The sequence below is a fragment of the Duganella sp. FT27W genome (assembly GCF_009295655.1).
GTDB lineage: Bacteria > Pseudomonadota > Gammaproteobacteria > Burkholderiales > Burkholderiaceae_D > Rugamonas > Rugamonas zoogloeoides.
The window spans coordinates 575,506-599,931 of the sequence record NZ_WHIV01000002.1 but is presented as its reverse complement, the minus strand read 5'-3'; the positions used below and the strand labels follow the sequence as shown (position 1 = coordinate 599,931).

12 protein-coding genes are annotated in these 24,426 nt (G+C 65.8%); 8 read left to right on the top strand and 4 right to left on the bottom strand.

Features of this window, described 5'->3' with window-relative positions; translation table 11 throughout:
• Positions 1-48: 48 nt before the first annotated feature.
• Positions 49-11,115 carry an Ig-like domain-containing protein gene (locus F8197_RS08815; protein WP_193333378.1) on the bottom strand — a complete coding sequence of 3,689 codons (11,067 nt, stop codon included), beginning with the start codon at positions 11,113-11,115 and terminating at the stop codon, positions 49-51.
• Between the two features lie 423 nt (positions 11,116-11,538).
• On the opposite strand from F8197_RS08815, the gene F8197_RS08810 reads away from it, so the two are divergent.
• A complete protein-coding gene (locus F8197_RS08810; RefSeq protein ID WP_152881563.1) occupies positions 11,539-12,024 on the top strand; it encodes a GNAT family N-acetyltransferase in 486 nt (161 codons plus the stop codon).
• Positions 12,021-14,210, top strand: a complete 2,190-nt coding sequence (locus F8197_RS08805) for an HlyD family efflux transporter periplasmic adaptor subunit (protein ID WP_152881562.1) — start codon at positions 12,021-12,023, stop codon at positions 14,208-14,210. Before F8197_RS08810 ends, F8197_RS08805 begins: the two co-directional genes overlap by 4 nt.
• A 60-nt stretch (positions 14,211-14,270) precedes the next feature.
• On the opposite strand, the gene F8197_RS08800 is transcribed toward F8197_RS08805, so the two are convergent.
• The 3 genes from F8197_RS08800 to F8197_RS08790 are packed head-to-tail and all read right to left on the bottom strand — an operon-like array spanning position 14,271 to position 15,902.
• Positions 14,271-14,822, bottom strand: coding sequence for a phage tail protein (locus F8197_RS08800; protein ID WP_152881561.1), 552 nt, complete (start codon positions 14,820-14,822; stop codon positions 14,271-14,273).
• A gap of 10 nt (positions 14,823-14,832) precedes the next feature.
• The gene (locus tag F8197_RS08795) at positions 14,833-15,324 is read right to left on the bottom strand and encodes a phage tail protein (RefSeq protein WP_152881560.1); all 492 of its coding nucleotides are present in this window, start codon (positions 15,322-15,324) and stop codon (positions 14,833-14,835) included.
• A 53-nt stretch (positions 15,325-15,377) separates the two neighbouring features.
• On the bottom strand, positions 15,378-15,902 hold the full coding sequence (locus tag F8197_RS08790) for a phage tail protein (protein ID WP_152881559.1): 525 nt from the start codon (positions 15,900-15,902) through the stop codon (positions 15,378-15,380).
• Between the two features lie 394 nt (positions 15,903-16,296).
• Here F8197_RS08790 and F8197_RS08785 point away from each other — a divergent pair, with 394 nt between their 5' ends.
• The 6 genes from F8197_RS08785 (at position 16,297) to trpA (ending at position 24,261) form a co-directional block, all read left to right on the top strand.
• On the top strand, positions 16,297-17,319 hold the full coding sequence (locus tag F8197_RS08785) for a hypothetical protein (RefSeq protein WP_152881558.1): 1,023 nt from the start codon (positions 16,297-16,299) through the stop codon (positions 17,317-17,319).
• Between the two features lie 273 nt (positions 17,320-17,592).
• Positions 17,593-20,259, top strand: a complete 2,667-nt coding sequence (locus F8197_RS08780) for a FimV/HubP family polar landmark protein (RefSeq protein WP_304506163.1) — start codon at positions 17,593-17,595, stop codon at positions 20,257-20,259.
• A 348-nt stretch (positions 20,260-20,607) separates the two neighbouring features.
• Positions 20,608-21,411 carry a tRNA pseudouridine(38-40) synthase TruA gene (gene truA, locus F8197_RS08775; RefSeq protein ID WP_152881557.1) on the top strand — a complete coding sequence of 268 codons (804 nt, stop codon included), beginning with the start codon at positions 20,608-20,610 and terminating at the stop codon, positions 21,409-21,411.
• A gap of 10 nt (positions 21,412-21,421) precedes the next feature.
• A complete protein-coding gene (locus F8197_RS08770) occupies positions 21,422-22,126 on the top strand; it encodes a phosphoribosylanthranilate isomerase (RefSeq protein ID WP_152881556.1) in 705 nt (234 codons plus the stop codon).
• Positions 22,110-23,357 (top strand): tryptophan synthase subunit beta, encoded by a 1,248-nt coding sequence (gene trpB / locus F8197_RS08765; RefSeq protein ID WP_152881555.1) that lies wholly within the window; start codon positions 22,110-22,112, stop codon positions 23,355-23,357. Before F8197_RS08770 ends, trpB begins: the two co-directional genes overlap by 17 nt.
• A 106-nt stretch (positions 23,358-23,463) precedes the next feature.
• Positions 23,464-24,261, top strand: a complete 798-nt coding sequence (gene trpA / locus F8197_RS08760) for a tryptophan synthase subunit alpha (RefSeq protein WP_152881554.1) — start codon at positions 23,464-23,466, stop codon at positions 24,259-24,261.
• The last annotated feature ends 165 nt before the right edge of the window (positions 24,262-24,426 follow it).

The following is a 24,426-nucleotide window of genomic DNA, read 5'->3' as shown; positions in this document are numbered from 1 at the left end:
CTCCTTGGTGGTTAAGCTGGTTCATGTTGTTATGGTTGCGCATCAGTTTTACAGACGGGTCAGGTGGCGCAGCGTGGCGTTGGCTTCCTGCAGGAAGCGCTGTGCTTCGCGCGACAATTGGGTACTCAGGGCGCCGGCCTGGGTGGTGGCGGCTTCGGCGTCGACATTGGCATCGGCCAGGACGGCGTTGCCGCCTTCGCTGCCTTCGCCATCGTCGCCGGTCGCACCGGTATTGGCGGCAGCGCCACCGTCATCGACAGCCGCTGCCGCGCGGTGCAGGCCCAGCGCTTGCAGCAGGTGCTTGCCGTGCAGCGCCGCTTGCGGCGGCTTGAAGTCCTTGACCACGCTATCGCCCTTGAGCGAGAACTCTGCCTTGGCCGTATTGCCCGCGCCATCGCTGGCGGTGACCACGATGTCGAGCGACACCGTGACGCCGCGTGGTGGAACGCCGCTGAAGGTGCCTGTGACCGCATCGAAGCGGACCCAGGCCGGCAACGGCGAGCCGTCGGCCAGAGTGGCGGTCAGGGTCGGCGGCACGCCGTTGGCGCTGACAAAGGTGTCGCGCGGGATGGCGTACGTCAGGCCTTGCTGCGCCTCGACCGCCACCGTTACCAGGCCGATGTCGCGGTTCAGTACCAATGCCGCGCCGCTGGCCAGTTGCGCGGCGGCGGCCGGCGTTGCTGCGACCACCGGGGCGGCGGCGGTCGTGGCCGGGGCCGGCGCCGGAGCAGCAACCGGAGCCGTCACCGTGGCAGGTGCCGCTACCGGGGCGGTGCCCGTGACCGGTGCGGTGGTGCTGGTGGTGGCCGCAGTGCTGTCGGTGAGGCTGGTGCTGGTGCTGGTCAATTGCGTTGTCGACACCTGGTTGACCGCAGCGGAAATGGGCGAAGTGCCGGTGATGCCCGCTGCTGCGTCGCGGATCGGTGGCGTATTTGGTGCGGTCGTTTGCGGCGCCGTCGTCGCCGCCGGAACCACCGGTGTGACGACCTGCACTGTCGTGGCCACCGGTGGCGTTGGCGCCAGCACGGTGAGCGCCAGCGGTGCCGAGGTGGCGCCGACGTTGCCGGCAGCATCGATGGCGCGGGCGGTAATGCTGTGCGCGCCCAGCGACAGTTGCAAGGTCACGGTCCAGTTGCCGTTGGCATCGGCCACGACCCGGACTGCTTCCACGCCGTCGCTCGATACCACGACGGTGCTGTTTGGTTCGGCAACGCCGGACAGTTGCGGCGTGGTGACCAGCGTGGTGGTGCTATTGCCATCATCCAGGCGCGGGGTGCCGGCGGCGGCAGGCGCGGTGGCATCGACGACCACGGTGAGGGCAGGCGAGGCCGCGCTGGCGTTGCCGGCGGCGTCAACGACCCGGGTCGTGAGGCGATGGGTACCGTCGGCCAGCAGGCTGCTGGTGATGCTCCAGGCGCCGCTGGCGTCCACGGTGGCGCGGCCCAGCACGGTCACGCCATCGGTGTCGTACAGGATGGCAGTGGCGCCCGGTTCGCCGCGGCCGGTAATGGTCGGACGCGCCACGTTGGTGATGCCATCGCTGTTCGAGGCGCCGCTGTCGCTGGCCGGGGCCAGTACCGGCGTCGCTGGCGTGGCCGGCGCAGCGGTGTCGATGGTGACGGTCAGCGCGGCGCTGGCGTTGCTGACGATGCCGGTGGTGCTCGTGGTGCGGGTAGTCAGCTGATGATTGCCGTCGGTCAGCGCGCGGCTGGTGATGCTCCAGGTGCCGCCGGCGCCCACCACGGTGCTGCCGAGCACGCTGACACCATCGGTGTCGTACAGCGTGACGGTGGTGCCTGGCTGGGCGCGGCCGGTGATGGTCGGCGTGGTGACGCTGGTGATGCCGTCGCTGTTGGACGCGCCGTTGTCGCTGGCCGGCGCCAGTACCGGCACGGCTGGCGTGCCTGGTACGGCCGTGTCGATGGTGATGGCCAGGGCCGGGCTGGCGGCGCTGGTGTTGCCGGCCGTGTCGGTAGCCTTGATGGTCAGGCTGTGGACGCCATCGGCCAGCAGGCTGCTGGTGATGCTCCAGTTGCCGTTGGCGCCCACCACGGTCGTGCCCAGCACGGTAACGCCGTCGGTGTCGTACAAGGTGACGGTGCTGCCCGCTTCGGCGCGGCCGGTGATGGTCGGACGGGTGACGCTGGTGACGCCATCGCTGTTCGAGGCGCCGCTGTCGCTGGCAGGGGCCAGTACTGGCGTCGCTGGGGTGGCCGGTGCAACGGTGTCGATGGTGATCGCCAGTGGCGCGCTGGCGCCGCTGGTGTTGCCGGCGGCATCGCTGGCTTTGACGCTCAAGCTGTGCACGCCATCGGCCAGCGTGCTGCTGGTGATGCTCCAGTTGCCGTTGGCGCCGGCGACCGCCGTGCCCAGCACGGTGATGCCGTCGGTGTCGTACAGCGTCACGGTACTGCCTGCTTCGGCGCGGCCGGTGATGGTCGGGCGGGTGACGCTGGTGATGCTGTCGGCGTTCGAGGCGCCGCTGTCGCTGGCCGGGGTCAGCACTGGCGTGGCAGGCGCTGCCGGTGCGGCGGTGTCGATGCTGACGGTCAGCGCTGCACTGGCGTTGCTGACGATGCCGGTGATGCTGGTGGTCCGGGTGGTCAGCTGGTGGTTGCCGTCCGCCAGCACGCGGCTGGTGATGCTCCAGGTGCCGCCAGCGCCGACCACGGTGCTGCCGAGCACGCTGACACCATCGGTGTCGAACAGCGTGACGGTGGTGCCCGGCTGGGCGCGGCCGGTGATGGTCGGCGTGGTGACGCTGGTGATGCCGTCGCTACTGGAAGCGCCGCTGTCGCTGGTGGGCGCCAGTACCGGTACTGCCGGCGTGACTGGCATGGCGGTGTCGATGGTGACGTTCAGGGCCGGGCTGGCCGAGCCGGTGTTGCCGGCCGTGTCGGTGGCCTTGACGGTCAAGCTGTGGACGCCATCGGCCAGCAGGCTGCTGGTGATGCTCCAGCTGCCCTCGGTGGCGGCCACTGCGGTGCCCAGCACGGTGACGCCGTCGGTATCGTACAAGGTGACGGTGCTGCCCGCCTCGGCGCGGCCGGTGATGGTCGGACGCGTGACGCTGGTAAGGCTGTCGCTGTTCGAGGCGCCGCTGTCGCTGGCGGGCGCCAGTACCGGCGTTGCTGGCGCGGCTGGTGCAGCGGTGTCGATGGTGACCGCCAGCGGCGCGCTGGCGCCGCTGGTGTTGCCGGAAGCATCGGTGGCTTTGACGCTCAGGCTGTGGACGCCGTCGGCCAGCAGGCTGCTGGTGATGCGCCAGTCGCCGTTGACGTCGGCGGTGGTGGTGCCCAACACGGTCACGCCATCGGTGTCGTACAGGGTGACGGTGCTGCCGGCTTCGGCGCGGCCGTTGACGGTAGGGCGGTTGATGCCGGTGATGCTGTCGCTATTGGACACGCCATTGTCGCTTCCAGCGGACAGGACCGGCGCGTTTGGCGCGGTCGGCGCCGTGGTGTCGATGGTGATCGTCAGCGGGCCGGATGCGGCGCTGGTATTGCCGGCGATATCGGTGGCCTTGATGGTCAGGCTGTGCGCACCCTGGGCTAGCGTGCTGCTGGTGATACTCCAGACGCCGCCAGTCGCTACTGCCGTGCCCAGCACGGTGGTGCCGTCGGTGTCATACAGAGTGACCAGGCTGCCCGCTTCGGCGGTGCCGGTGATGACCGGGGTGGTGACGCTGGTGACGCCGTCCGAATTCGACGCACCGCTATCGGAAGCAGGCGCCAATACCGGGGCGGCCGGCGCTGCCGGCGCCGTGGTGTCGATGGTGATCGACACGGCGCCCGATGCCGCGCTGGTGTTGCCGGCGGTGTCGGTGGCCTTGACGCTCAAGCTGTGCGCGCCCTGGCCCAGCGCGCTGCTGGTGATGCTCCACACACCACCGGTAGCGACGGTGGTACCCAGCACGGTGGTGCCATCGGTATCGTACAAGGTGACCGTGCTGCCCGCTTCGGCGGTGCCGCTGACCGTTGGCGTGGTGATGCGAGTGACGCCGTCCGCGTTCGAGGCGCCGCTGTCGGACGCTGCGGACAGGACCGGCACGGCCGGTGCGGTTGGCGCGGTGGTGTCGATGATGATCGTCAGCGGGCCGGATGCCGCGCTGGTGTTGCCGGCGATATCGGTGGCCTTGATGGTCAGGCTGTGGGCACCGGCGGCCAGCGTGCTGCTGGTGATGCTCCAGACGCCGCCGGTCGCCACGGACGTGCCCAGCACGGTTGTGCCGTCGGTATCGTACAGGGTGACCAGGCTGCCCGCTTCGGCAGTGCCGGTGATGACTGGCGCGGTGATGCGGGTGATGCCATCGCTGTTCGAGGCGCCGCTGTCGGACGCTGCGGCCAGTACCGGTGCCGGTGGTGCGCTCGGCGCCGTGGTGTCGATGGTGATCGTCAGCGGGCCGGATGCGGCGCTGGTGTTGCCGGCGATATCGGTGGCCTTGATGGTCAGGTTGTGGGCACCCTGGGACAGCGTGCTGCTGGTGATGCTCCACACGCCGCCGGTAGCGACGGCCGTACCCAGCACGGTGGTGCCGTCGGTATCGTACAGGGTGACCAGGCTGCCCGCTTCGGCCGTACCGCTGACCGTTGGCGTGGTGACGCTGGTGACGCCATCGGTGTTCGAGGCGCCGCTGTCGGATGCCCGCGCCAACACCGGGGCGGCTGGCGCTGCCGGCGCCGTGGTGTCGATGGTGATCGACACGGCGCCCGATGCCGCGCTGGTGTTGCCGGCGGTGTCGGTGGCCTTGATGGTCAGGCTGTGCGCGCCCTGGCCCAGCGCGCTGCTGGTGATGCTCCAGACGCCGCCGGTCGCCACGGTCGTGCCCAGCACGGTGGTGCCGTCGGTGTCGTACAGGGTCACCAGGCTGCCTGCTTCGGCGGTGCCGGTAAAGACCGGCGTGGTGACGTTGGTGACGCGATCGCTGTTCGAGGCGCCGCTGTCGGACGCTGCTGCCAGTACTGGTGCGGCCGGTGCGATCGGCGCCGTGGTGTCGATGGTGATCGCCAGCGCGCCGGATGCGGCGCTGGTGTTGCCGGCGGCATCGATGGCCTTGACGGTCAGACTATGGGCGCCGGCCGTCAGCGTGGTGGTGGTGATGCTCCAGACGCCGCCGGTCGCTACTGCGCTACCAAGCACGGTGGTGCCGTTGGTGTCGTACAGCAGGACCGTGCTGCCCGCTTCGGCGGTGCCGGTGATGACCGGGGTGGTGATGCGGGTGATGCCATCCGAGTTGGACGCGCCGCTGTCGGACACCGGGGCCAGTACCGGTGCTGGTGGTGCACTCGGCGCCGTGGTGTCGATGGTGATCGTCAGCGGGCCGGATGCGGCGCTGGTGTTGCCGGCGATATCGGTGGCCTTGATGGTCAGGCTGTGGGCACCAGGCGCCAGCGTGCTGCTGGTGATGCTCCACACGCCGCCGGTGGCCACTGCCGTGCCCAGCACGGTGGTGCCGTCGGTGTCGTACAAGGTCACCAGGCTGCCGGCTTCGGCGGTTCCGCTGAAGACCGGAGTGGTAATGCGGGTAATGCCATCGCTGTTCGAGGCGCCGCTGTCGGATGCTGCGGCCATGACCGGTGCCGGTGGTGCACTTGGTGCGGTGGTGTCGATGGTGATCGTCAGCGCACCCGAGGCGGCGCTGGTATTGCCGGCGGTGTCGGTCGATTTGACGGTCAGGCTGTGGGCGCCGTTGGTCAGCGTGCTGCTGGTGATGCTCCAGACGCCGCCGGTAGCGACTGCCGTGCCCAGCACGGTGGTGCCGTCGGTATCGTACAGGGTGACCAGGCTGCCCGCTTCGGCGGTGCCGGCGACGACCGGGGTGGTGATGCGGGTGATGCCATCCGAATTGGATGCGCCGCTGTCGGACGCTGCCGCCAGTACGGGTGCGGCCGGTGCGATCGGCACCGTGGTGTCGATGGTGATCGCCAGCGCGCCCGAGGCGGCGCTGGTGTTGCCGGCGGCATCGATGGCCTTGACGGTCAGGCTATGGGCGCCAGCCGTCAGCGTGGTGGTGGTGATGCTCCAGACGCCGCCGGTCGCTACTGCGCTACCAAGCACGGTGGTGCCGTTGGTGTCGTACAGCAGGACCGTGCTGCCCGCTTCGGCGGTGCCGGTGATGACCGGGGTGGTGATGCGGGTGATGCCATCCGAGTTGGACGCGCCGCTGTCGGACACCGGGGCCAGTACCGGTGCCGGTGGTGCACTCGGCGCCGTGGTGTCGATGGTGATCGTCAGCGGGCCGGATGCGGCGCTGGTGTTGCCGGCGATATCGGTGGCCTTGATGGTCAGGCTGTGGGCGCCAGGCGCCAGCGTGCTGCTGGTGATGCTCCACACACCGCCGGTCGCTACTGCCGTACCCAGCACGGTGGTGCCGTCGGTGTCGTACAGGGTAACCAGGCTGCCTGCTTCAGCGGTGCCGCTGAAGACCGGGGTGGTAATGCGGGTGATGCCATCGCTGTTCGAGGCGCCGCTGTCGGACGCTGCGGCCATGACCGGTGCCGGTGGTGCGCTTGGCGCGGTGGTATCGATGGTGATCGTCAGCGCGCCCGAGGCGGCGCTGGTGTTGCCGGCGTTGTCGGTCGATTTGACGGTCAGGCTGTGTGCACCGTTGGTCAGCGTGCTGCTGGTGATGCTCCAGACGCCGCCGGTGGCCACTGCCGTGCCCAGCACGGTGGTGCCGTCGGTGTCGTACAAGGTGACCAGGCTGCCCGCTTCGGCGGTGCCGGCGACGACCGGAGTGGTGATGCGGGTGATGCCGTCCGAATTGGATGCGCCACTGTCGGATGCTGCTGCCAGTACTGGTGCGGCCGGTGCGATCGGCGCCGTGGTGTCGATGGTGATCGCCAGCGCGCCCGAGGCGGCGCTGGTGTTGCCGGCGGCATCGATGGCCTTGACGGTCAGGCTATGGGCGCCAGCCGTCAGCGTGGTGGTGGTGATGCTCCACACGCCGCCGGTGGCCACTGCGCTACCAAGCACGGTGGTGCCGTTGGTGTCGTACAGCAGGATCGTGCTGCCCGCTTCGGCGGTGCCGGTGATGACCGGGGTGGTGATGCGGGTGATGCCGTCGCTGTTCGAGGCGCCGCTGTCGGATACTGCCGCCAGTACCGGTGCCGGCGGTGCGCTTGGCGCGGTGGTGTCGATGGTGATCGCCAGCGCGTTCGAGGCGGCGCTGGTGTTGCCGGCGGTGTCGGTGGCCTTGACGGTCAGGCTGTGGGCGCCGTTCGCCAGCGTGCTGCTGGTGATGCTCCAGACGCCGCCGGTCGCTACTGCCGTACCCAACACGGTGGTGCCGTCGGTGTCGTACAAGGTGACCAGGCTGCCCGCTTCAGCGGTGCCGCTGAAGACCGGGGTGGTGATGCGGGTGATGCCATCGCTGTTCGAGGCGCCGCTGTCGGATGCTGCGGCCATGACCGGTGCCGGTGGTGCGCTTGGTGCGGTGGCGTCGATGGTGATCGTCAGCGCGCCCGATGCGGCGCTGGTGTTGCCAGCCGTGTCGGTGGCCTTGACCGTCAAGCTGTGGGCGCCGTTGGTCAGCGTGCTGCTGGTGATGCTCCAGACGCCGCCGGTGGCGACGGCCGTGCCCAGCACGGTGGTGCCGTCGGTGTCGTACAAGGTGACCAGGCTGCCGGCTTCGGCGGTGCCGGCGACAACCGGGGTGGTGATGCGGGTGATGCCATCGCTGTTCGAAGCGCCGCTGTCGGACGCTGCCGCCAGTACGGGTGCTGCCGGCGCGATCGGTGCGGTGGTGTCGAGGGTGATGGTCAGCGTGCCGCTGGCGGTGCCCACGTTGCCCGCCGCGTCGATGATGCGGGCGGCAAGAACCTTGCTGCCGTCAACACCGAGGTCGCCGGCGGTGACAGTGATATCGACATAGCCGTTGGCGATGTCGAGCGCGCTCAGCGTGGTGCGCGCGGGTGTGCCCAGCGCGTTGCCAGCCAGCAGCAGTTCAGCCTGCTCGCCGGCCACGGCATTTGCGCCGGTCAGGCTCACGCGCACGGTCGGGTTGGTGACGCTGGTGACGCGGTCGCTGTTCGAGCTGCCACTGTCGGAGCCCGGCGCCAGCACCGGCACGGTGGTCGGCGTGCCCGGTACGGTCGTGTCGATGGTAATGGCCAGCACGCTGGAAGCGCCGCTGGTATTGCCCACCACATCCACCGCCTTGGCGGTCAGGTTGTGCACCCCCTCGGCCAGTGCGACCGTGGTGGTGATGCTCCAGGTGCCGCCGGTGGCCGTGGCCGTACCGAGCACGGTGGTGCCGTCGGTGTCGTACAGGGTGACGATGCTGCCGGCCAGCGCGGTGCCGGTGATGGTCGGCGTGGTGACGTTGGTGAGGCGGTCCGTATTCGAGACGCCGCTGTCGGATGCGGCCGCCAGCGCCAGGCCGGTCGGCGCCACGCCGGCGGTGGCAACTGTGATTTGCAACGCGCTGGACGCCGAGCTGACATTGCCGGCGACATCCTGCGCCTTGACGGTCAGGTTGTGCACGCCATCGGCCAGCGTGCTGCTGGTGATGCTCCACACGCCGCCGGTGGCCACTGCCGTACCGAGCACGGTGGTGCCGTCGCTGTCGTACAGGGTGACGGTGCTGCCGCTCTCCGCCGTGCCGTTGATGACCGGCGTGGTAACGCTGGTGATGCGGTCCGAATTCGAGCTGCCGCTGTCGCTGGCGGGATCAAGCGTAGGGGCGGGCGGTGCTGCCGGGGCGGTGGTGTCGAGCACGATGGTGAACGACGGACCGGCTGTACCCACGTTGCCGGCAATGTCGGTGACGCGCGAGGTCAGCACCTTGGTGCCGTCGGCGCCCAGGCTGCCGCTGACGAGTGTCATGTCGATGTAGCCGTTGCTGATGTTGGTGGCGCTGAGCGTGGCCAGCACCGGCGTGCCGAAGGAATTGCCGCCGAGCAGCAGCTCCAGCGAGTCGCCGGCGACGGCGCCAGTGCCGGCCAGGCTGATGCGGATCAGCGGATTGGTGACGTTGGTGCGGCCGTCGGAGTTGGAGCTGCCGCTGTCGGACGCAGCCGCCATGATGATCGGGTTGGTGGGGGCGCCAGGCGCTGTCTTGTCGATGGTGACGGCCAGCCCCGCGCTGCGGCTGCCGGCAACGGCGCCGGTAGCCGAGGTAATGATCGCATACGCATTGTAGGCGCCGTCGACCAGGCCGCTGGTCGAGACGCCCGAGACGGTCCAGGCGCCATTGTTGACAGTGGCCGTGGCGGTGGCTTCGCCCGCGTCGTAAGTGCCGTTGTTGTTCGTATCCAGGAACACCCGCACGGTGCTGGTGCTGTCGCCGGCGCCGCTGGTACCCGAGAACGTCAGGCTGCCGGCATTGGTGCGGTTGTCGGTGTTGCTGCTGCCGGTGTCGGAAGCGTCCGCCAGGTCGGGCGTGCCGGCAGTGGCCGGCGCGACATTGACGGTGACGACGCGGGTGGTGGTGGACGTGCCGTCGCTCACCTGGATGGTAAACGTGTCGGTGCCGGCGTAACCGGCGTTCGGGGTATAGGTGATGGTGCCGCCCGGGGTGATGTCGGCGCCGCCAGAGGCGCCAGTCGCGCCGCTGAAGTTCAGCGTGCCGTTCGACGGTGCGCCGCCGCTGGCGGTGGACCAGGTCAGGGTCTGGCCGCTGTCGCTGTCGCTCACGTGCAGCACGGGCTTGACGTCGATGGCGGTGCCGTTCTGGGTGGCAGGCAACGCCGTGTTGGTTCCCACAAAGACGGGCGCGACGTTGGCCGGTGCGCTAGTGCCGACAATATTGGACATCTTCATCGATTCGAAGATGATGGCTGTCGAGTTGCCGCCGGTGTAGCCGCCGATGTTGCTGGACACCGTCAGGCTGGCCGTGACGGTGACCGAGAAGGCATTGGCTAACGACCACTCGTTGCCGTTGTTAAATATCGAACTGAGCGTGGTTGGCGTCTTGTTGACGTTCAAGGTCGTACCGTTAGGGATGGACACGTCGAGCAAGGTACCGCCCGCGGTATCTTTCACGACCAGGCGCAGTTCGTCGAACGCTCGGCCATTTCCGGTACTGTTGAAGCCGCTGATCGAAAAGTCCTGGAATGTGAACGACTTCATGACCGTCGTGTTCTCGGCCCTGAAGTCGGCGACGACGGTCCCGCCTGCCGTGCTGGTACCGGCGCGCACATTGGTGCCGGGGCCCGCGATCAGGTTGCTGCTGACCAGCAGCTTGTCCCACAGCGACTTGTAGCCGGCGGCGACCGCGTCTGCCGGGCCGAGGGTGCCGGCAAAATCATAGGTGCCGTCGGCCGTGCCGTTGCCGGTCAACAGCAAGCTGTCGTAGTCTGCCATCGCACGTTCGCTGATGGCCCGGTCGGCTTCGATCGCTCCCGTGTGTTTTTCCAGGACCCAGTTGCCGCCGAGGGCCGCCGCGCCGGTGGCGTCGGTGGAGGCTGCCACATCGGCGCCGGTCAGTTCCGCGAGCCGGTTGACGAAATGTTCGCCGGTGGCGGTGTCAGCGACGTTGCAGCCAAACAACAAAATGTCGCCGCCGGTGCGCAGCGCGCTGCCCCACTCGGCCAGCGCCGTTTTATACGTGTCAATATTGCTGTCAGCCAAGGTTGCTGAGCCGAGCAAGACCCGGCCGCTGTTGCCTTCCGAAATAATCTGGATGCTGTCGAGGCCATGGCGGCCTTTCAGCGCATCGGCGATTTGCTGCACGCCGTCGCTGTTCTTGTCGAGCATGACGACTTCGGTGCCGGGCTTGAGCCCGGCCAGCAGCGAGGACGGATTGGCGACCGAGGCGTCGATGAATACGATGGTGGTGACGGGCGCAGCATCGCCCGCGACCGGCTCGGTGGCGGCGCGGTCAGGCGCCACAGCGGGCAGCGGCGCCCGTTCGCCGGCAGGGGCGACGACGGCAGCGGGGGCGGGCGCAGGAGCGCGGGCCGCCTCGACTGCTTGGCCGGCGATCGCCTTGTGCATCAGGCCGGCTGCTGCGTCATGCGGATCGGCCAGCGCGGCGGCGGGCGCGGCGCCGTCGAAGACGATCCGGGTTTCCAGCGCCAGCAGGCTGCGCGTGGGCCGCAAGCGCGTCGTGGTGGTGCGGGCAGGGGCTGCGGTGGAAGGGAGGGCTGGGCTGCGGTCGTCGTATCGGGTCATCGCGGTTTCCTTGATGTCGCGCCGTTTGTTGGGATGCGTGGTCGGGTCGGCGCAAGACATCGATGTCAAAAAGGGTAATGCCATCAACTTATGGTGATATATAAATAATAATACTCACCAAAAGTCACCAGTTCGGATCTGTGTGTTGCATTTTTTTTGGAAATTATTGTAGCTGCTGCACGGCAATATTAGCCAGTCTCCGCCGTATATTTTTTAACGTTGTTTCTTTCTTGACGACACAACTCAACACGAACGAAAATAATGTCTCGCGCACGCATCAGATTCCCCTCACACGTCGACAAATAGTGATAATTGGTGAGAATCTTCACTGCTAGCTGCATTGTCCACACCGCCCACGACATAATATTGACGGTCATCTGGGAGTATCTTTTTAATAATGAACATTCTGTTAGTTTGTCTGCCATGCCATTGACAGCCGCAGTGTTATTGCGTTCGGCTGCACTGTCGGACCAGGAATTTCTCGATGCGCTCTACCTGTCCACCCGCGACGACCTGCAAGCCCTGGCTGCCGACCCCGCGTTGCGGCCGATGATCGCCCCGATGATTGCAATGCAGCAAAAAGCCCAGGGACTGTCTTACCAGGCCAGCTATCCCGGCGCCGAATACCTGGTGATCGAGCACGCCGGCGCACCGGTAGGGCGGGCGGTCGTGCATGCGGATGCCGACGGCCTACGGCTGGTCGATCTCAGCGTATTGCCGCAGGCGCGCGGCCAGGGCTGTGCAGGCAGCACGCTGGTGCAGTTGCAGCAGCGTGCTGCCGAGGGCGGCTGTGAACTGCACCTGACCGTGAGGCTGGCCAATACCGGCGCGCGCCGTCTGTACGAGCGGCTGGGGTTTGATGTGGTGTCCGACGACGGGCTCGACGCCCGCATGCGGTGGCGCCCATGAATCTGGCCGAGCACGCCACCATCGCGCACACTGCCGGCCCGGCAGTCGCCAGCGCCGGGCAGGACGCCGACCTCGCACATGAATACCTGGCCCCGCTGCGCGAAGACCTGGCCTTGCAGCCGGCGCCCCCGGGGTTGGACGGCGCGCCGCACTGGCATGTGTACGACGCCGTGCGCAACCGCTTTTTCCGTCTCGGCTGGCTGGAATTCGAATTGCTGTCGCGCTGGCGCGGCGGCATGCAGGCCGGCGAGCTGTGCGCTGCGGTGGCCCACGACACCGCGCTGGCGCCGGCGCCCGAGGATGTGCTCGAGGTGCAGCGCTTCCTGCAAATGAACGAACTGCTGCGCACCGAGCATCCGCAACTGCGCAGCCACCTGCAAAAAGTGGCGGCTGGTCGCCAGCCCAAGCTGCTGACCTGGCTGCTGCACCATTACCTGTTCTTCCGCGTGCCGCTGGTGCGGCCCGATGGATTTCTCGACCGCACCGGCAAGTGGGTGCTGCCGTTGTTCCGGCCGGCGTTTTTCGCCACGTGCGGGCTGTTGTCGCTGCTCGGTATATGGCGCGTGCTCGACCAGTGGCCGGCATTCTCCAGCACCTTCCTGTACTTTTTCTCGTGGCAGGGTGCGCTGTATTACGGCGTGGCGCTGGCGCTGGCCAAGGTGCTGCACGAACTGGCGCACGCCTACACCTGCAAGTATTACGGGGTGCGGGTGCCGGCCATGGGCGTGGCCATGATGATGATGTGGCCGTTGCTATACACCGACACCTCCGAGGCGTGGAAGCTGACCTCGCGGCGCGCCCGGCTGGCCATCGGCGGCGCCGGCGTGGTAGCGGAATTGTTGTTGGCGGGCATCGCAGCGTTGCTGTGGAGCCTGGCGCCGGAGGGCAGTTTCAAGAGCGCGCTGTACATCTTGGCGGCGGTCACCTGGATCAGTACACTGGCGATCAACCTCAATCCCTTCATGCGGTTCGACGGCTATTACCTGCTGATGGATCTGCTCGACGTGCCCAATTTGTCCGAGCGCAGCTTTGCCATCGCGCGCTGGCGCCTGCGCCGTGCCGTGCTGGGCGTGCGCGCGCCATTTCCCGAGCCGCAACTGGCGGCACGTGCGGGCTGGCTCACGCTGTATGCGTATGCCACCTGGCTGTACCGGCTGATTATGTTCACCGGCATCGCCGCCGCCGTGTATTTTTTCTTTTTCAAAGCGTTGGGAGTAATCTTGTTTGCGGTGGAAATAAGCTGGTTCGTGCTGCGCCCTTTATGGAATGAAATGCGCGCCTGGTGGTCGCTGCGCCAGCGCTGGACCGGCAATGCATGGCGCAGCGGTCTCGTGCTGTTGGTCCTGTTCGGCTTGCTGGCCGTGCCGTGGCGTACCGACGTAGTGGCGGACGGCTACTGGCAGGCGGACAAGCACAGCCAGCTGTTCCCGCCCATGGCCGCACGCATCGAGCAGGTGCTGGCGCGCGAAGGCCAGGCCGTGCAAAGCGGTGCACCGCTGTTCGTGCTGGCGGCGCCGGCGGTCGATAGCCAGATGCTGCAATTGCAAAGCCGCATCGACGGGCTGGTGCGGCAGATCAACGGCGCCATCGATAACCCCGCGCTGTACGAGCGTTCGCGCGTGCTGGAGCAGGAACTGGCGGCGGTGCGCGCCGAATATGCGCTGCACGATGCCGAAGCGGGGCGCCTGACGGTGACCGCGCCGCACGCCGGCGTGGTGCGCGATCTCGACCCCGGCCTGTACCCGGGCGGCTGGGTGGGGCGCGGCCATGTGCTGGCGCGGGTGGTGGGCAACCAGGTGGCGCTGGCGCAGGTATTCGTGCATGAATCCGATATCGCCCGCATCAAGCCGGGCGCGCATGCGCGGCTGATCGAACACCGCCACGATGGCGCGGCCATGACCGCCACCGTGATCGGCATCGATCGTACCGCCAGCCGGGCTTTGCCCGAGCCCATGTTGTCCTCGGTCCACGGTGGACCGATCGCCGCGCGCGCGGGCCAGCACGGCGAATCGCTGGCCAACGAGGCCTGGTATCGCGTGACCTTGCAACTGGAGTCGGAAAAAATGCGGGGTGGGGCGGCCAGCCTGGCGCCGGTGGTGGCCCATATCGAAGGGGAACGCAGCAGCCTGCTGTGGCAGGGCGCGCGCAAGGTGGCGGGGGTGCTGGTACGGGAAAGCGGTTTGTAGGACTCGGGAAGGAGCTTGAAAGCCGTAGCGAAAGATACGCTACGGCTTGTCTTGCGTCGCTTATGGACGCATGGGGAATTCGCCGTACAGGCAGATGATATAGCGTAGTGGCAAATAGGGCTGCATATTATTGTGGGCCTGGTTGCCGCCGGTCGGCATCAGCGCCGCTGGCGCCATGGTGGCGACGGGCGTGCCGCTGCCGGGAACGGTGTATTGATCCAGTGCCTCCGGTTCGAAGCCGCCGTGATCGACCAATTGCGCCCAGACCGCGTTGGTCGGCGTATTGGCGGTACCCTCCGCGTCCAGCGCCACGGGTGTGTGGGTATGGTTCGGCATGGTCATTTGGGTCAGCGTAACTGTTGCCGAACCACCGTCTTTACCGACTTGGCGGGGCGTGAGGCCGGGGCCCTGGCCCTGGTGCACGGGGACCCTGCCATTCAGGTTGGGCAAGGCGAAGGTTGTCTTGCCATCGCCGCCGTAGGTGATACCGATGACCGCGTATAGCGCCTGATATTGCTGGATCTGCAGCAAGGTGCCATCGCAAGCGGCCCAGTCGGCCGGCACGAAGGTCCCGGTAAACAGACGAATCTCTCCGTAAAATGGATCTGCCATGGTTTTTTCCTTAAGGGCGGGGTGGGTACAAGCCGGACACGGCGATGCAGAAATTCAGCGCCATTGATGGCTGCATATTCTGGTGTGGGAGGCTGCCGCCGGTCACCGCGATCGCCAGCGGCGAGAGCGACGCATTCTGGGTGGCGCTGTAGCCGTTGTCGAAACTGGCCCAGGTGCTGCCAATCGGGGTTGCGGTCGACACAGCGTTGCTGGACGCGTTAACCAGGTGGTTATGGGTGGGCATTTCAGCAATGGTCAAGCTATGTTGCGCCTCACCGCCAGCGGTGCCTTGCGGGTACACGCTGGTATATCCCAGCGGTACGCGCCCGCGCAGATCGGGCAGGGCGAACGTGACCTTGCCGTCGCCGCCATATTGATTACTGAGCAGCGAAAACAGCGCAACGTTGGTACTAATCTGCAGTAACTGTCCTTCGCAAGGCATCCAGCCCTTTGGGGTGATGCCGAAGGCAAACAGTCGTATCTCGGCCAAAAATGGATCCATTGAATCAACTCCTGAGTGATAAGTTGGGTATTAAATTTGCCCGTTCCGGCTGCTCAATTCTGGGTGGGGAATATCCCGATGGTGGAAATAATGTATGAAATGCACAGATACGGCATCATGTTCTCATGCGGTTGCGAACCGCCTGCGGACACTATGTCGGTCGGCGCCATGGACCCCAGTGCAGTGCCGCTGGCCGGCGCGTAGATGTTGGTGGCTGCAGTGGCCGCCCAGTAATTGTTGAGAGGAGTGGACGAGTTGCCCGGCCCTGACTGCGCCATCGCCACGTGGGTATGGGCCGGCATCTGGCTGGTGGTCAATGTGACGGCCTCGACGCCAATCTGGTTGCCCAGCGGATAGTTCATGGATTGATAATTCGCGACTTTGTGCAGCGGCACCCGGCCACGCAAGTCTGGCAAGGCAAACGTGGTGACGCCATCGCCACCATAGACGGTACCGAGCAGCGTATACAACGCCTGATTCCCGGCAATACTTAATAATTGCCCATTACATAACATCCATCCTTCCGGCGCATAGGCACCCGCAAACATGCGAATCTCGCCCAGATAACATTCCGACATACAGTTCCCCCTTGGTGAAAAACAGAAAAACATAGAAAGATCTTTAGTTATTTTCGGAAATATTTCACTGGAAGTAAAGAGAAAAATCCTGCATTTTTTTTCGTAACAATCGTCTTTTTGATGCAGCGCTTTTGATAGGGATATGGTAGTTATGGCAGGGTGATTTATTGATTCAATGTTGGGAGTAACAAGCCCGTCATATTAAGTATTCGGGAGTGTGCCGGATGAAAATATTATTAATATTTACCAGAAGTTAATATCCTTCCTGGTGATTTCCATATGCAAGGCTTGCCTTGGTGAGGGCATGGTGTTATGTTGATATATCTGGGAAAGTAACATTTCCCCTCTGCCAACCAATGGCTGCCTGCTACCAAGTCTGTGGGCAGGTTTTTTTATGACGACGACTTTTGAACCGGCCGCTTCCTCCACTTCCCTCAACACGCACGCCGAGCTGGTGCGCATCGCCGGTGCGCTGGCCGATCCGACACGTTCGCTCGCGTCGCTGATCGGCGAAACGGGCGAACTGCGCGCCTTGGTCGAACGGCATACGCGGCTGTGCATGGACGGTTCGGTCCACATGAGTGTGGGCACCAGTATCCTGCCAAGTGGCAAGGCCATTTCTCCGATGCAAGCAGCCCTGTGTGCGCGCGAGCCGTTTCGCACTGCCGCTTTCATCCAGGGACTGGCGCAGGCCATTCGTGCCGCCATGACGCCGCAGCGGCCGGTTGCAGTGTTGTACGCGGGCTGCGGTCCGTTCGCACTGCTGGCCCTGCCACTGATGGCGCTGTTCACACCGGACCAGGTACAGTTCACGCTGCTGGAAGTCCACGCCGACGCGCTCGACGATGCGCGCGCGTTGATCGAGGGCTTCGGTTATGGCGCCCACGTGGCGCAGTTCGTTTGTACCGACGCCGCCACCTGGCGCATTGCGCCTGGCGCACCGGTCGATGTCATCGTCAGCGAAACCATGAACACGGCGCTGGGCAAGGAGCCGCAGGTGTCGATCATGCGCAACCTGTATATCCAGGCGCCGCAGGCCACGCTGGTGCCGGCCGCCATCGCCGTCCACCTGGGTGCGCCCGGCCGCAGCCAGGAACAGCCGTGCGCCGACTGGGGCCGCATTTTTGAAATCAATGCCGCCGCCATTTTGGACTGGCAGGCGCTGGACGGCCCAACGCTGCCGGCGGCCACCATCCGCCTGCCCGAGGTGCTGGGCGACGGCCCACGGCTGCTCACGCGCATCGAGGTGTATGACGGGATCGCCCTGCGCGACTATGAAAGCAGCCTGAACCTTCCACTGCAATTGCCCGGAAAGCCGCAGTTGCAGGGCGGAGTGACGCTGGCATTTTCGTATCGGCTGGGCCCGGCGCCGGGGCTGGCCTGGGAGGTGCAGGAGGCCACCCAGGAGACGGCTTGACCCGGTGGCGCCGGTAAATGATGTTTTTACCGCGCGCGGCGGCGCTGGAGGCGGGGTATCGGCGTGCGACGCTTGCCTCGGTGGGACCATGATGTTATGTTGATATATCTGGGAAAGTAACATTTTCCCTCTAACAACCAATTGTCGCCCGCCACTATGTCCGTAAACACTCGCTCCAGCATCGTCTCATTCGCGTTGAAAACCCTTGTCGGCGCCGTTGCCAGCGCAGTGTTGATATCGGCTAACGCTGCTGGACTCGGCAAACTCACTGTATTGTCCGCACTGGGCCAGCCGCTGCGCGCCGAAATCGAGCTGAGCGCCGTCACCCCCGAGGAGGCCAGCGGCCTGTCGGTGCGGCTGGCGCCGGCCGACGCCTTCCGCACCGCCAACATCGATTTCAACCCGGCGCTCTCGGCGCTGCGCTTCGAGGTCGAACAGCGCAGCGGCCGCCAGGTGGTGCGCGTGTCGTCCAGCCAGCCGCTCAACGAACCGTTTGTCGACCTGCTGCTCGAATTGAACTGGAATGGCGGGCGCATGGTGCGCGAATACACCTTCCTGCTCGATCCACCCGAAATGCGCGGCGCACAGTCGCCGCAGGTGGCCGCGCCGGTGGACCTGGGGCCGGCCCGCACACCCACTACTACCACGGCGCCGGCCACTGCGCCGGTCGCAGCCAGGGCGCCCGCTGCCGCTGACGCCAAACCAGCCGCCAAACCGGCGGCCAAGGCCACTGTCGACGAAATCACCGTCAAGCGCGGCGATACCCTGAGCGCCATCGCCAGCCAGGTCAAGCCAGTCGATGTCTCGCTCGACGTGATGCTGGTGGCGCTGTACCGCGCTAACCCGGAAGCGTTCATGGGCAATAATATGAACCGCCTGAAGTCCGGTCAGATCCTGGCCGTGCCTGATGCCGGCGCCATCCGTGCCGCCGACGGCGATGGCGAGTCCAGTGCCCGCAGCGTGGTGGTGGCGCATGCGCGCGACTTCAACGCCTACCGCGCCCGTCTGGCAGGCCAGGTCGCCAACAGCACGCCGTCCAAGGATGCCGGCACTGGCCAGAGCTCGTCGGGCAAGATTACCGCCAAGGTCGAGGAAAAGCCGAACGCCGTCAACGCCGCGCGCGACAAGCTCACCCTGTCAAAGGCCACGGCCGACAAGCCGGGCGAAGGCAAGACCGGCGCCGCCGTCGAAGACAAGATCGCCAAACAGAAGCAGGTCGAGGACGCCTCGTCGCGGGTGCAGGAACTGGAAAAGAACGTCAACGACCTCGAGAAGCTGATGGAGGTCAAGAGCAAGTCGGCCGCCACGGCCCCGGTCGCGCCGGCTGCACCAACCGCCGCTGAGCCGGCCGCGTCCGTGCCGGCGCCAACCCGGATGGCGCCAGTGATTCCGCCGCGTAAGCTTGAAGAACCGGGCCTGTTCGACAAGCTGATGGCCAATTCGCAAATGGTGGGCCTGCTGGTGGCCGGTCTGCTGGTGGCCGTGGTGGCGGCGCTGGCTGCCATTGCCGCGCGTCGCCGCCGCAAGTTCGTGGTGCCGCGCGACGAATCCGGTCCCGATGGTCTCGATGCCGCGCCAGCCTGGGATCCGGCGCCGGCCGCGCCAGCCGCTGCTGTTGCAGGTGGTGTGGCCGCCGGTGTTGCGACAGATGCGGCGGCGGTGGAGCCGGTGGTCGGCGCCGACAATAGCGCCTTCGACACCCACTTCGCGCCGTCGGCCAGCCAGCTCGACAACAACGAAGTCGATCCGGTGGCCGAAGCCGATGTGTACATCGCCTATGGCCGCGATGCGCAAGCCGAGGAAATTCTCAAGGAAGCGCTGCGCAACCATCCCGAGCGCCATGCCGTGCGCCTGAAACTGCTGGAAATCTACGCCAACCGCCACGACGCCCGCACCTTCGAGAGCCAGGCGTCGGAACTGTATTCGCTCACGCGCGGGCAGGGCGACGAATGGGCGCAAGCCGCGCGCATGGGCCGCGAACTCGAACCAGGCAACCCGCTGTACGCCAGCCCGGATGCCGACAGCGCCGACGGCTTCGGCGCCGCGCCGCTGGCCGCCACGGCCGGCGTAGTGGCGGCTGCCACGGCCGCTGCGGGCTATGCCGCCTACGATCATGAAGACACCGATGGCGATGCACCGGCCGAGGTGACCGCATTTGGCGCAACCGCAGGCGGTGCTGATGCGTATGATACTGCGCCGGCCGCCTACGACCCCGGTTTCAACGACGACCTGGAAACCGCGTTGCCGCAGGCGGCGGATGCGGCCGTCTCGCCGGCTTCGGTGGCTGCACAAGCGAATGCTGCCGATTTCGGCCTGGGCGACCTCGACTTTGCCGCGCCCGACCCGTATGCGCAGGATCCATTCGGCAAAGTGCCGGCCGATACCGCGCCGTTCCTGCAGGATGACAATTTCAACCTGTCGCTCGACAAGCCTGCGCCGGCGCCGGCCGAGGAGCCAGCGTACGATCCGAGCATGGACTTCAGCCTCGACCTGCCAGCCGAACCGGCCCAGCCGGCCGCGTTGGACAAGGCGCCTGCGGCAGCCGACGCCGATGCCACCCGCGTACCGCTCGACTTCGACGCTGCCGACTTCACCATTCCCGACGTGCCGGCCCTGGCCGTGCCGCCAGCAGAGCCGGCCCCGGCGCCAGCGCCAGCCCTGGCTGACAAGGACGCTGCACCCGAGTTCGACCTCTCCGGCATCGATTTCGACCTGAGCAGCCAGCCTGAGCCGGTAGAACCAGTCGCAAGTGCCGATGCTGGCCGTGCCGAACCAATGTCGGCGTTGCACATGGAAATGGATACCAAGCTCGACCTCGCGGTCGCCTACCAGGAAATCGGCGACAAGGAAGGCGCCCGCGAACTGCTCGACGAAGTGCTGCGCGGTGGCAGCGATGAGCAGGTGGCCAAGGCCACTGCCATGAAGGAGCAGTTAGTCTAAGCGCGCCTGATAAAATCCTCCAGCGCGGCGTTGCAGCTCCTCGCCGTACGTTCGTACTGTCTTCGTCGCTGCGCCTTGCGCTGGAGGTTTTATCAGGCGCTCCAGCCGCTAAGCACCGGCGGCGTTGCAGCTCCTCGCCGTACGTTCGTACTGTCTTCGTCGCTGCGCCTTGCGCTGGAGGTTTTATCAGGCGCTCGAGCCGCTAAGCACCGGCGGCGTTGCAGCTCCTCGCCGTACGTTCGTACTGTCTTCGTCGCTGCGCCTTGCGCTGGAGGTTTTATCAGGCGCTCCAGGCGCGGCGGTGCAAGCGATATAATGGCCGATTCGGAAATTCAGATTGGGCAGCAATTGAAACGGATCGCAATCGGCCTGCAGTACGACGGCACCGCCTGGCACGGCTACCAGAAACAGGAAAGCGGCCACACGGTGCAGGACCAGCTCGAACGGGCCCTGGAGAAATTTGCCAGGGTGCCGCTGGCCACCACCTGCGCCGGCCGCACCGATACCGGCGTCCATGCGCTCGAACAAGTCGTCCACTTCGACACCGACCTGTCGCGCGACCCCAATGCCTGGCTGCGCGGCGTGAATGCCTTCCTGCCGCCATCGATCGCGGTGCGCTGGGCCAAGGAACTGCCGGGCGACCCGGGCGTCAACGATTTCTTCCATGCCCGCTTTAGTGCGCGCGCCCGCACTTATCATTACGTGCTGTACAACAATCCCACCCGCTCGCCATTGCTCGAAGGACGCGCCGGCTTTTATTTCCGTCCGCTCGATGTGGAACTGATGCAGCAGGCCGTGCCGCCGCTGCTGGGCTGGCACGACTTCACGGCGTTTCGCGCGGCCCAGTGCCAGGCCAAGTCGCCCGTCAAGCTGATGCACGACATCCGCATCCAGCGTCACGGTGAGCTGGTGGTGTTTACCATTACCGCCAACGCCTTCCTGCACCACATGGTGCGCAACCTGGTCGGTTCGCTCGTGTACATCGGCTCCAAGCGCCAGCGGCCCGAGTGGCTCGGCGAGTTGCTGGAGTCGAAAGACCGCCACGCTGCCGCGCCCACCTTCATGCCCGATGGCCTGTACCTGGCCAAAATCGATTACGACCCCAAGTGGGAACTGCCGCTCGAGACCACCTCGCCGCTGCCCTGGTTCTAAAGGAAACGCCATGCATCGTACCCGTATCAAAATTTGCGGGCTGACCCGCGTGGAAGACGTGCAGGCGGCAGTCGCCCTGGGCGCCGACGCCATCGGTTTCGTGTTCTATCCGAACAGCCCGCGCTACGTCACGCCCGAGCAGGCTGCCGCGCTGATCGCGGCCGTGCCGCCGTTCGTCACCTGCACCGGCCTGTTCGTCAACGCCACGCCGGAACAGGTTGCGGCCGTGGTCAAGGTGGCGCCGGTGTCGCTGGTGCAGCTGCATGGCGACGAGAGCATCGCCGAGTCGGCAGCGATCGCTGCAGCGTCCGGGCGACAGTTCCTGCGCGTGTTCCGGGTGAAACCTGACACCGCGCCCGCCGATTTGCTAGAATACGAGCAGCTATGCCGTGCCGCCAGTCCCTTGTTCACCAGCCTGTTGCTGGATACATATGTGGATGCTTATGGTGGCGCAGGAAAGGGTTTTGATTGGTCTCTCGTTCCAAAAGAGCTCGCGCCTCGGGTCGTTTTGAGTGGTGGCTTGAGCGTACACAACGCCACTGATGCGGTGGTGAGCGTACGCCCCTACGCGGTCGACATCAGCAGCGGTGTCGAAGCAGCGAAGGGGATCAAGGACGCCCGCAAGATCGCCGATTTTATTGCGGCAGTGCGGGCCGGAGATGACCAGCTCGACAGAGCAACCCTGAAAGAACACCCCCATGAAAGCCTTGCCTGAGATTGGTGCAGCAGCGCCCCTGTTCCACGCCACCGACTACGACTTCCCCAACGCCACCGGCCACTTCGGCCCGTACGGCGGCTCGTTCGTGGCCGAAACCCTGACCTACGCACTGGCCGAGCTCAATGCCGCCTACGAACGCTATAGCAAAGACCAGGAATTCCTCGAAGAATTCCGTTACGAGCTCAAGCACTTCGTCGGCCGTCCCTCGCCGATCTACCACGCCAAGCGCTGGTCCGAGATCGGCGGCGGCGCGCAAATCTATTTCAAGCGCGAAGACCTGAACCACACCGGCGCCCACAAGATCAACAACGTGATCGGCCAGGCGCTGCTGGCGCGCCGCATGGGCAAGAAGCGCATCATTGCCGAGACCGGCGCCGGCCAGCATGGCGTGGCCACGGCCACCATTTGCGCCCGTTTCGGTCTCGAATGCGTGGTGTACATGGGCAGCGAAGACGTCAAGCGCCAGGCGCAAAACGTTTATCGCATGAAGCTGCTCGGTGCGACCGTGGTGCCGGTGGAGTCCGGTTCGAAAACCCTCAAGGACGCGCTCAACGAAGCGATGCGCGACTGGGTCACCAACATTGAGAACACGTTTTACATCATCGGTACCGTGGCCGGTCCGCACCCGTACCCGATGCTGGTGCGCGACTTCCAGTCGGTGATCGGCGAGGAGTGCCTGGTGCAGATGCCGGAAATGACGGGCCGCCAGCCGGACGTGGTGACCGCCTGCATCGGTGGCGGTTCGAACGCCATGGGCATTTTCTACCCGTATATCGACCAGAAACAGGTGCGCCTGATCGGCGTGGAAGCGGCGGGCGAGGGCCTCGACGGCAACAAGCACGCGGCCTCGCTGACCAAGGGCTATCCGGGCGTGTTGCACGGTAATCGCACCTATTTGCTGCAGGACGAGAACGGCCAGATCATCGAGACCCACTCGGTCTCCGCCGGCCTCGACTACCCGGGCGTCGGGCCCGAGCACGCTTATCTGAAAGACATTGGCCGTGCCGAGTACGTCTCGATCACGGACGACGAGGCCTTGCAGGCGTTCCACGATTGCTGCCATATCGAGGGCATCATTCCCGCGCTGGAATCGTCGCATGCGCTGGCGTACGCGGTGAAGCTGGCCGCTACCCTGCCGAAGGACAAGATCATCCTGGCCAACCTGTCGGGCCGGGGCGACAAGGATATGCATACGGTGGCGGAGCGGATGGGGCTCAATTTCAGCTGATCCGCTCCGCACCCGCAAGCGCTGGGGCTGACCCCGCATGGGGCCGACTCCAGTTTGCCGTGCGGGTTAGAACGTCCCGTTACCGTTATCGTCGAAAGAACAATTCATGTCCCGCATCGCTACTACTTTTGCCGCGCTGAAAGCGCAAAACAAGACCGCCCTGGTCACCTTTATTACCGCTGGCGACCCCGGCCCCGCGCTCACGGTCCCCCTGATGCACGCGCTGGTGGCCGGTGGCGCCGATATCATCGAACTCGGCGTACCGTTCTCCGACCCGATGGCCGAAGGCCCGGTGATCCAGCGCGCCTGCGAGCGCGCGCTGGCGCATGGCGTCGGCATCCGCGACGTCTTTAATTACGTGGCCGAGTTCCGCAAGACCAACCAGACCACGCCGGTGGTGCTGATGGGCTACGCCAATCCGATCGAACGCATCGGCCCCGATGCCTTCATCGCCAATTCGCAGGCGGTGGGCGCCGACGGCGCCATCGTGGTCGATTATCCGCCGGAAGAGTGCGAAGACTTCGCCGCCGCCATGCGCGCCGCCGAACTGGACCTGATCTTCCTGCTGGCGCCCACCTCGACCGAGGAACGCATCCGGCAGGTGGCGCGTGTTGGCGGCGGCTTCAGTTATTACGTTTCGCTCAAAGGCGTGACCGGCGCCGGCAATATCGACACCGTGGAAGTGGCGCAGCGCCTGGCTGCAATCCGTGAACACGTCTCGCTGCCGATCGGCGTGGGCTTCGGCATCCGCGACGGCGCCACCGCCCGCGCCGTGGCCGAAGTGGCCGACGCCGTGGTGATCGGCAGCCGCATCATCCAGGAAATCGAACAGCACGGCGCCGAAGGCGCGGTAGCAGCGGTGCAAACTTTCGTGGGCGGTATCCGGACTGCGCTGGACGCCTGATTGTGGCCCATTGGCCGCCATCGAATATGGCGGCCAATCTCGTGGGTATTTCCTTCTAAAGGCGTATTGCACCCATGACGAAAGTCTAAAATTAATGTATTGCAATGTTCGACAGGGTCGCCAGAAACGGCTACACTTCGGCCACGAGTAAGCTGCAAGGAGAAA